This is a genomic window from Paenibacillus forsythiae T98 (assembly GCF_000520735.1).
Taxonomy (GTDB): domain Bacteria; phylum Bacillota; class Bacilli; order Paenibacillales; family Paenibacillaceae; genus Paenibacillus_AQ; species Paenibacillus_AQ forsythiae.
Genome location: NZ_ASSC01000322.1, coordinates 1 through 9746, shown reverse-complemented (window position 1 = coordinate 9746; position 9746 = coordinate 1). Strand labels below are relative to the sequence as shown.

The 9746-nt window shown below is 54.5% G+C and carries 10 protein-coding genes; 3 read left to right on the top strand and 7 right to left on the bottom strand.

Annotation, left to right across the window (positions count from 1 at the left end; all coding sequences use genetic code 11):
- The 3 genes from L692_RS0110560 to pdhA form a co-directional block, all read right to left on the bottom strand.
- On the bottom strand, nucleotides 1-578 hold a 578-nt coding region (locus L692_RS0110560; RefSeq protein ID WP_025699661.1), incomplete at its 3' end, for a biotin/lipoyl-containing protein.
- A gap of 31 nt (nucleotides 579-609) precedes the next feature.
- Entirely contained in the window at nucleotides 610-1587 is a 978-nt protein-coding gene (locus tag L692_RS0110555) for an alpha-ketoacid dehydrogenase subunit beta (RefSeq protein WP_025699660.1), read from the bottom strand.
- Nucleotides 1588-1602: 15 nt separating this feature from the next.
- Nucleotides 1603-2670, bottom strand: coding sequence for a pyruvate dehydrogenase (acetyl-transferring) E1 component subunit alpha (gene pdhA / locus L692_RS0110550; RefSeq protein ID WP_025699658.1), 1068 nt, complete (start codon nucleotides 2668-2670; stop codon nucleotides 1603-1605).
- A 268-nt stretch (nucleotides 2671-2938) separates the two neighbouring features.
- Here pdhA and L692_RS0110545 point away from each other — a divergent pair, with 268 nt between their 5' ends.
- Nucleotides 2939-3670: an alpha/beta hydrolase gene (locus L692_RS0110545; protein ID WP_025699656.1), complete on the top strand. Its 732-nt coding sequence runs from the start codon at nucleotides 2939-2941 to the stop codon at nucleotides 3668-3670.
- Between the two features lie 115 nt (nucleotides 3671-3785).
- Here the strand turns inward: L692_RS0110545 and L692_RS0110540 are convergent, their stop codons facing one another.
- Nucleotides 3786-4250, bottom strand: coding sequence for a low molecular weight protein-tyrosine-phosphatase (locus L692_RS0110540; protein ID WP_025699654.1), 465 nt, complete (start codon nucleotides 4248-4250; stop codon nucleotides 3786-3788).
- Nucleotides 4251-4428: 178 nt separating this feature from the next.
- Between L692_RS0110540 and L692_RS0110535 the strand changes: the two genes are divergently transcribed.
- The gene (locus L692_RS0110535; RefSeq protein ID WP_025699652.1) at nucleotides 4429-5070 is read left to right on the top strand and encodes a thiamine diphosphokinase; all 642 of its coding nucleotides are present in this window, start codon (nucleotides 4429-4431) and stop codon (nucleotides 5068-5070) included.
- Nucleotides 5071-5359: 289 nt separating this feature from the next.
- Nucleotides 5360-5863 (top strand): C40 family peptidase, encoded by a 504-nt coding sequence (locus L692_RS0110530; protein ID WP_025699650.1) that lies wholly within the window; start codon nucleotides 5360-5362, stop codon nucleotides 5861-5863.
- Between the two features lie 39 nt (nucleotides 5864-5902).
- On the opposite strand, the gene L692_RS30595 is transcribed toward L692_RS0110530, so the two are convergent.
- The 3 genes from L692_RS30595 to L692_RS0110515 all read right to left on the bottom strand — a co-directional run bounded on the left by L692_RS30595 (nucleotide 5903) and on the right by L692_RS0110515 (nucleotide 9471).
- Nucleotides 5903-6640: a response regulator transcription factor gene (locus L692_RS30595; RefSeq protein WP_025699649.1), complete on the bottom strand. Its 738-nt coding sequence runs from the start codon at nucleotides 6638-6640 to the stop codon at nucleotides 5903-5905.
- Between the two features lie 107 nt (nucleotides 6641-6747).
- Nucleotides 6748-7818, bottom strand: a complete 1071-nt coding sequence (locus L692_RS0110520) for a ThiF family adenylyltransferase (RefSeq protein ID WP_025699648.1) — start codon at nucleotides 7816-7818, stop codon at nucleotides 6748-6750.
- A gap of 99 nt (nucleotides 7819-7917) precedes the next feature.
- Nucleotides 7918-9471: an ABC-F family ATP-binding cassette domain-containing protein gene (locus L692_RS0110515; protein WP_025699646.1), complete on the bottom strand. Its 1554-nt coding sequence runs from the start codon at nucleotides 9469-9471 to the stop codon at nucleotides 7918-7920.
- Between the last annotated feature and the right edge of the window lie 275 nt (nucleotides 9472-9746).

Genomic DNA, 9746 nt, shown 5'->3' with positions numbered 1-9746 from the left:
TCGGAGGCTGCTTCCGCTGCCGCTGCCGGAGCTGCCGCCTGCCCGCCGTTCAGGAAGGCTTCAACGTCTTCACGGGTGATCTTTCCGTTCTTGCCGCTGCCGTTCACCTTGGAAATATCCACGCTGTTGTCGCGGGCGAATTTGCGCACGCTTGGCGTAGCCAGAACGTCGCGGTCCGGTGCCGGAACGGCTTCCGCGCCGCCCGATTCGCCGGCTTTCGCGTCTGCGGGGCTGACCGCCGCCGGAGACGAGGCCGTGTCCGCGCTGCCTTTTGCCGAATCGGCTTCCTGCGCGCTCTGCTCCTCGGCATGTCCGCCCTCCTGCTCCGGAATGTCGCCTTCGGCGTCGATAACCGCTACCGTCTGGCCTACACGGAACACGTCGCCGTCCTTGGCAAGCACTTCCAGAACGGTGCCGTTAACGGGACAAGGAACTTCGACGACTGCCTTGTCGTTCTGCACTTCCATAATAATGTCTTCGTCGGTCACTTTATCCCCGGCCTTGATGTGCATCTTGATGATTTCGCCTTCGTGCAGGCCTTCGCCCAGCTCGGGGAACGGGTAATTGAATTTTGTCACGATCGAAAACCTCCTCTATGAGAAATAACGATTAAAATTCCAGAACTTTCTTCACGCTGGCAATGATGCGGGCGGGATTGGGCAGCCAGGTGTCTTCGATCTGGGCGAACGGATATACCGTATCCGGTCCTGTGATCCGCAGGACGGGAGCTTCAAGATGGAGAATCGCCTTTTCGTTGATCTGCGCAATGACTTCGGCGGCGACACCGGCGCTCTTTTGCGCTTCCTGCACCACAATGGCGCGGTTCGTCTTCTTCACGGATTCCACAATCGTATCGATATCGATCGGGCTGACGGTGCGCAGGTCAATGATTTCGGCCTTGATGCCGCTCTTTTCGAGTTCATCGGCAGCCTTGGTGGCCGTATGTACCATCAAGCCGTAAGCGATAATCGTAACATCGGAGCCTTCGCGGACGACGTTGGCCTTGCCGATTTCAACCGTGTAGTCGCCTTCCGGAACCTCGGTGCGGAAAGCATGGTACAGGTTCAAATGCTCCATAAAGAATACCGGGTCATTGTCGCGGATAGCCGAGATCAGAAGGCCCTTCGCGTCATAAGGATTGGAAGGAACGACTACTTTAATGCCCGGGCTTTGCGCGAGCAGTCCCTCCAGGGAGTCGGTATGCAGCTCGGCCGCCTTGACGCCGCCGCCAAACGGCGTACGGAAGACGATCGGAGCGTTATATTTGCCGCCGGTGCGGTAGCGCAGGCGTGCCGCCTGAACAACCATTTGGTCCAGGGCTTCAAAGATAAAGCCGACGAACTGGATTTCGGCAATCGGCCGGAAGCCTTGCACGCCAAGACCCACAGCCAGACCGCCGATCGCGGACTCAGCCAGCGGCGTATCGAATACGCGCTCCTCGCCGAACTCCTTCTGCAGTCCTTCCGTCGCCCGGAATACGCCGCCTACATGGCCGACGTCTTCGCCGAAGATCAGGACGCTTGGATCGCGTTTTAATTCGACGCGCATTGCGTCGCGAATCGCTTCTTTCATATTCATTTGTGCCATAGCCAGGTCTCCTCCTTATTCAAAATCGGCTTTTTGCTCTTCAAGATCCTTCGGCGTCGTTTCGAACATGCTGTCGATCAGCCCGGAGATCGTCATTTTCTCGGTTTTTTCGGCGAGCTTGATTTCTTCGTTCACTTTCGCCTTCGCTTCGTCCTTCACGCGCTGCGTATCCTCATCGCTCCACAGACCTTTGGATTCCAGATACTTGACCACACGGGCAATCGGGTCCTTCTCGTTCCATTCGCCCTCTTCCTCTTTGGTGCGGTATTTGCTCGCGTCATCGGACAAGGAGTGCGGACGGAAACGGTACGTAACAGCCTCGATCAGGGTAGGCCCTTCTCCATTCCGGGCACGTTCGGCGGCTTCTTTAACCGCTTGAATGACCGCAAAAATATCCATGCCGTCCACTTTTACGCCGGTAATGCCGGCGGCAACCGCTTTATGGGCGATCGATTTGGAAGCGGTTTGCTTCGCGAACGGCGTTGTGATAGCGTAGCCGTTATTTTGCACGAAGAAGATTACCGGCAGCTTGAAGCGTCCCGCAAAGTTAAGACCTTCGTAGAAATCGCCTTCGGAGGAGCCTCCGTCACCGGTATAGGTGATAGCGACATTCTTCTGGTTCTTCAGTTTAAAGCCCATGGCAATGCCGGTGGCATGCAGAATCTGGGCGCCGATGATGATCTGCGGAGGCAGCACGCTGACATCGTCAGGGATTTCACCGCCGTGCTGATGGCCACGGGAATACAGGAATGCCTGGTGAAGAGGCAGGCCATGCCAGACGAGCTGCGGAATATCGCGGTAGCCCGGGCAGACAAAATCTTCCTTCTCCAGAGCGAACTCGCTGCCGACCATCGTCGCTTCCTGTCCGGAAGTCGGAGCGTAGAAGCCGAGGCGGCCCTGACGGCCCAGGTTAACGGCACGGTCATCCCAGGTGCGGGTGAAAATCATGCGGTAAGCAATTTCTTTTAATTGATCATCGGTAAGCTCAGGCATCTTCTCTTTATTGATCACTTCTCCGGCCGGGGAAAGAACCGTGAGCGCCTCAACGTCCTCTGTATAAACCTCGTAAGGTACTTTACTCATTATCTTCACCTCAATGAAAAAATTTGAATAACAATTTGAATATTGCCTGCGACTGTTATAGAATTATTATATACCTGTTTCGTCAATTTCGTCAAAGAATTACGCAGATTATTTAACCTTACGTAATTCTTGTATGTATAACAGGAATGTAAATTTCATATAACAGAAACGCGGCTTTTCAAAAAGTAAATGATTTTTGCCACAAAGTCAATTTTAACTTATTACCGGACCCATTGCAAAATCCGACAGGAAAGGTGCCTGATGAATCATGGATGACTCTGTTTTTCTGAAACGTACAATTGTAAAACATACCCTTTGGAGTGAAAGCCTGCAAGAGCATCGCAAGCTGCGCATCTATCTTCCTCCGGGCTATAACGAGCTGCTGAGCTATCCCGTAGTCTACTGCCAGGACGGGGAGGAGTTCTTTAATTTCGGACGAATCGCAACCATAGCAGGCAGGCTGATCCTTGAAGAAGACGCAGAACCCTTTATCATTGTCGGGGTTGAAGTCAACGTAGCCGTCAGGACCCAGGAATATGCGCCTTTTGGCACCCGGTTCGACCAGTACCTTACCTGCTTTGCCGAAGAAATTATCCCCTATGTCGAGCAGAATTATCCAGCGCGCCGCACACCGGGCGAACGGATTCTCGCCGGAGATTCGCTTGGCGGAAGCGTCTCGCTCCATCTCGCCCTCCGCTACCCGGAGCTGTTCACCCGCGTGCTCAGTCTTTCCGGCGCGTTCTATCCGCTCACACTGGAATGGCTTGAGGACGAAACCGACCTTTCCCGGCTTGAGATCAACATGGTCGTGGGCCTCCAGGAAAGAGATTATGAGACGGACACGGGTGTGTATGATTTTGTGCAGCTCAACCGGGATGCGAAGAAGCTGCTTGAGGAACGCGGCGCCAAGGTGGATTACCGGGAAAAAGAAGGACGCCATATCTGGGGCTTTTGGCAGAAGGAGCTGCCGGAATCGCTACGGTATTTCTTAAACTCCTGAACAGGGCTTGAACGCCCAAAATGGTGAACAACTTCCAACAAATCATTGTCAAGGCAATGTTTGCGCTTTCACAAGAGGGTGAAGGAAGAGAACCGCAGCCCTCTTCTTTTACTTTTTATGACAGCTCCCGTTTCAGCTTGTCCAGCAAAACCCCGCAGCCCGCATCAACCAGTTCATAGACCTCTTCAAAGTTGCCTGTAAAATAAGGGTCCGGCACCTCCCGAAGACTCTCTTCCGGCAGCAAATCCATAAAGTACATGAGCTTCGCCTCCTCGCCTCCGGACACTTTCCGCACGTTGGCTCCGTTGGAGTTATCCATGCAGATGATATAGTCGAATTGGCGGAAGTCTTCGCTGCCGACTCTTCTTGCCGCCATCCCTTTATAGCTGATACCGTACCGGTCCAGCATCCGTCTTGTCCCCTCATGCGGCGGTTTCCCGATATGCCAATCCCCGGTGCCGGCGGAGTCCACGGATATCTGTTGTTCAAGCCCTTCCTTTACGATCTTGTCCCTCAGGACCGCTTCAGCCATCGGAGAACGGCAAATATTCCCCAGGCAGACAAACAGCACATTCAGCACAGCTTCTACCCCCTGATTATTTCAGCATTTTTCAAACCTGCAAGCGCCTCTTTCCGGCGGCATGATAAGGCATCTTCCCCATTTTAGCTCCGCGCCCTGCAATTGTACAACCTTTCAATGTGCTTTATACTAGGTCAGGATTACAAAAAAATTGCATCAAAGCGGAAGGAGGTTTGTGATGCCAGCACGCAGAACCGTTATTTTTGCCGGCGGAGAGCTGTCCGAGCTGTTTTTACGCGAGCTAGATGACGAAGATTTCATTATCGGCGCCGATAAAGGAGCGCTGTTTCTTGTTGCTCATGGCGTTATTCCTGATATAGCTGTAGGCGATTTCGATTCCATTACTCAAGAAGAGTTCAGACGGATTGAAGAACAATGCCCCAAGGTCATTGCCTGCGACCCCGTGGACAAGGATCTGACCGACAGCGAGCTTGCGCTGGATCTTGCCCTGAAGCAGCAGCCGGAGGATATCCTCCTCTTCGGCGTCACCGGCACACGGCTCGATCAAACGCTGGCCAGCATCCAGATGATGACCCGGGTGCTTCAGCGCCAGATCAGCTGCTCGATCATGGATCTCAATAATTATGTCACGATTACCGGCTCCCAGGCTCTTGTTCAGGAACGTGGCTATACGTATGTGTCCCTGCTGCCCGTGACTCCTGAAGTCACCGGGATTACCCTTGAAGGCTTTCAATATCCGCTAACCGACGCAACGCTTAAGCTGGGCCAATCGCTCGGGATAAGCAACCGGCTGGTTGCGCCGACGGGGACCGTTACGATTCTGAGCGGACTTCTGCTTATCATTCAGAGTAAAGATTAAGCCGAATCCCTAAAATTAAAGACATCTTTGTAACTTTATACTCTTTCTTAAAAAGGCGGATTCCCTTTAGCCACAAGGGTTTATCCGTCTTTTTTGGCAAGTGGGGATTTGTAGAGATTAATATTTTGTTACTTTTAATCCATTTTTAATAATACGCTTACAACCTTGATCCGCCATGACTTCCAGCCTGTTCATCCAAATTTTAGGCCGTTTCAAACCTGTTATACTACGAACGAGCCGGGACAACTGCTTGGACAAACAACAAAACATCATTGGAGGTATTATATACATGAATAAAGCAACTCTCATCAAAAAAGTGCTTGCTGTTGGCGTATGTACAGCTATTGGCTTTGGCGGACTCATGGCAAGCGGCGAAGCAACACCGACCGCGCAAGCCGCATCGGCATCCACAACAGGCCAGAGAATAGTCAGCCTTGGCAAAAACTATTTGGGAATCCCTTATAAGTTCGGGGCTTCCACATCGACAACCCGGGTCTTCGACTGCTCTTCCTTTACCAAATATATTTACGGCAAATACGGCGTTTCCTTGCCCCGAACTTCGGTAGCGCAATCCAAAGTGGGCAGAGCCGTCTCCAAATCCAATCTGCGCGCAGGCGATCTTGTATTCTTCTCCAGCGGCAGCCGGGCCAACGGCCGCAACGTCACTCACGTGGCAGTCTATGCCGGGAGCGGTAAAATTCTGCACACCTACGGCTCGCCGGGCGTTACCATTTCCGACCTGAACTCGGGCAACTGGAAGAGGACGTATCTGAAAGCCCGCCGCGTTCTGTAATCGCTCGAAATACCGCTTGCTGGACGTATCAATTTACATTTATGGCGCCATATCCGGCGCCTTTACTACATAACCGGCGCCGCGAACCGTGTGGATCAGCTTCTGGCGGTGCCCCTTGTCGACCTTAAGCCTCAGATGGCGGATATACACGTCCGTCACGTTGGTGCCCGCATGGAAATGGTATCCCCATACATGCCGTAATATGTCCTCCCGGGAGCAAATCTCGCCGCTGTTGGCTACCAGATAATAGAGCAGCGCGAATTCTTTGGCGGTCAGCTTCAAATCCCGGCCGTCGCGCACGGCCCGCCGCCGGGACGGCTCAAGCCGCAGACCGCCAAGCTTAAGCGTGCCGCCCGCACGCCGCCGTTTCGTGAGCGCCAGCAGATTCTCGACGCGGCAGCGCAGCTCGCCGGGATGCAGCGGATGGGCCATATAGTCGTTGGCTCCCGCCCTGAACGCGGCCTCGGCCGCTTCTCCGCCTTGCAGGCCGGATATAACCAGCACCGGAAGATCATTTCCGTTCTCCCGGGCGTTAGCTATCCTATCCCAGCCTTCCCATGACCCGCCGTCCGGAAGCTCCGCCAGCAGCAAAGCGGCTTCCCGCTGCGCCAAGCGCTCCCGAAGACTCTCCATATCCGTAATTTCCACTACGGACAGGCCCGTATCATGAAGCGCGCTTTTGATAACCGCCCGTCCGCTAGCCGGTTCATGCGACGCGCGCTGAACCTCGTGTTCCTCCTTCCCTTCAGGGAAGAACCAAATTATACTCTCATCCATGGAAATCCCCCATATCCGCCGGTGAAGCCCCGTATGGAATCCGGCGCTGATAGGTCTAGATTTCCCCAAAATAAAACGGCCATTCCTCAGCGGATGGCCGTATTTGTTTATCCAAAGTAGCGGTGATAGACGCTTCTCGCCGCCGACATGTCATTCGTCCCGTGTACGAGCGCCCGGCCGTCGGCAAAGATGACGACCCGGTAGTCCCCGTCATTAAAGGAGACGAGATACGGGTTAATGTCCACCTTACCCAGTCCGAGCCTGGACAGCCTGCTTGCGGTGTCCGGAAGCGAGATAGAGCTTTGGACGGCAGGACGGATCTGCACGGTGTTCCGCCCGCAGAGCACGTCGCTGCGCTCCGTGTTCGCTGCGGACAGATACGGATACACCGGTTCTTTGCCGCATGACGGGCAATGCTCCTTGCGGGCGGCGGCGACGCCGATTTCCTGATACTCATTTCGCCAGATGTCGAAGGTGAGCAGCTTCCGGCGGAGCTGCTCCTTGCGCCCGCCGAGCAGCTTGAGCGCCTCGGCGGTTGCGTTCGATGTAACCATCTGGACGGCTTGAGGCAGAATTCCCGCCGTGTCGCAGGTGTCGCCCCCCAGCGGAACGGTGCCGAGCAGACAGTTGAGGCATGGTGTCTCGCCGGGAATGAACGTATAGGTGACTCCGTAGCTGGCCACACAGGCACCGTATATCCATGGAATGCCATGCTTCTGCGCAATGTCGTTGAGAATAAGCCGGGTATCGAAATTATCCGTACCGTCCATAATGAGATCGATTCCCGGCACAAGAGCCTCCAGCTCCTCCGCGCGGACATCCATGATATGGCTCTCCACCGTCACACTGGAGTTAATCGCCGACAGCCTGGCTTTGGCCGCCGCCGCTTTCGGCATGCGGCGCTCCGCATCCTCCTCCGTATACAATTGCTGGCGCTGCAGATTGCTCCATTCCACATAATCCCGGTCGGCAATAACGACCCGTCCGACTCCGCAGCGGACCAGCGTCTCGGCCATGCCGGTTCCAAGCGCTCCGGCTCCAACGACCAGCACGCTCGCTTCACCGAGCTTCCGCTGGCCCTCTTCGCCAAACGGCGTAAACCGCACCTGGCGGGAATATCGTCCTTCTCTTCCGGCGCCCGAGGAAGCCGTATTCTCTCTGTCTAGATCTCTCTCCATCCCCTTATGTCCCCTTCCTATACTCAAAAGTCCGGGTCATACGGCCTGTTCGCCGTCTCCCGGACTTATCGTTTAAATTCTGGGCAAAGCTTTCGCGCTCTAGACGGATTGTGTGGACCACTGCTCCACGTTCCACGTTTTGGTTACCCAATCTTCATAGAAATCGGGTTCGTGGGAAACGAGCAGAACGGTGCCTTTGTACTCCTTGAGCGCCCGCTTCAGCTCATCCTTCGCGACAACGTCCAGATGATTCGTCGGTTCGTCGAACAGAATCCAGTTGCTCTCGCGCATGAGCAGCTTGCACAGCCGCACCTTGGCCTGCTCTCCCCCGCTCAGCATGTTCAGCGGACGGGTAATATGCTCGTTCTTGAGGCCGCAGCGTGCCAGATGCGCCCGTACTTCATGCTGATTGAGGCCGGAGAACTCATTCCAGACATCGTCGATCGGCGTGATGTTGCCGGCTTTGACCTCTTGCTGGAAATAGGCGGGTTGCAGGAAGTCGCCCAGGTAGGTCTTCCCGCTAAGCGGCGGAATAACGCCCAGAATCGTCTTCAGCAGCGTTGATTTGCCGACCCCGTTGCAGCCTACGATGGCGATCTTCTCGCCGCGTTCAATCGTCATGTTCAGCTTGGGCAGCAACGGACGGTCATAGCCGATCTCAAAGTCAATGCCCTCAAATACCGTCTTGCCGCTTGCCCGGCTCTCTTTGAACTGGAACGTAGGCTTGACGGCTTCTTCCGGCTTGTCGATCCGCTCCAGACGTTCAAGCTGCTTCTCCCGGCTCTTCGCCCGTCCCGACGTTGAGTACCGCGCCTTGTTCCGCTGGATGAAATCCTCCTGCTTCTTGATGAATTCCTGCTGCTTCTCGTAAGCGTCAATATGCTGCGTCTTGTTAATGTACGCCATATCCAGGAACTTCTCATAGTTCGCCGTATAGCGCGTCAGCTTCGCAAATTCCAGATGATAGACGACATCGACGACCTTGTTCATGAACTCCGTGTCGTGAGAAATCAGCATGAAAGCATACGGATACTGCTTCAAATAATTGGTCAGCCATTCGATATGCTCCACATCGAGATAGTTGGTCGGCTCGTCAAGCAGCAGCACGTTCGGCTTCTCCAGCAGCAATTTGGCCAGCAGCACTTTTGTCCGTTGTCCGCCGCTGAGGCTCGCCACATCCCGGTCCAGCCCGATTACGGACAGCCCGAGGCCGTTCGCCATCTCCTCGACCTTGACGTCGATCAGATAGAAATCGCCAATATCAAGCTGCTCCTGGATTTCGCCCATCTGCTCCAGCAGAAGCTCCAGTTCCTCGGGCGTAGCGTCGGCCATCTTCTCGGTAATGCCCAGCATTTCCTGCTCCAGCTCAAGCAGCGGCAAGAATGCGTCCTTCAGCACATCGCGAATCGTCTTGCCCGGCGTCAGCACTGTATGCTGGTCCAGGTAGCCGTAGCGTACCTTCGGCGTCCATTCCACCTTGCCGCTGTCTTTCAGCAGCTTGCCCGTCAAAATATTCATCAGCGTCGACTTGCCGACGCCATTCGCTCCCACCAGACCGACATGCTCACCCGCGAGCAGCCGGAACGATACATTCTTGAACAGCTGACGGTCCCCGAAATTGTGGGCGACGTCTTCCACAGTAAGTAAACTCATAAATTCTCCGCAAGCTCCTATCTATATTTAAAATCATGGATATTCCGCAGGGCATACAACGATTAATTTTAGCATAAAAATCCCGCTTTCCGAAATATAAATGTTTACATTTCTTTTCATTTGCGCTGAAAAAGGCTTCTTTTTTTCCGTCCACCCCCTTTTTCCAGTATACCGGCAAGCAGTGCGCGTAGTTCCGATTCCAGGCTGCCGCCGCCCGCAAGCGGATCGGTCTGAAAAGGCAAAACGTACACCTCCCGGATTCCCAGCGTCCGTTT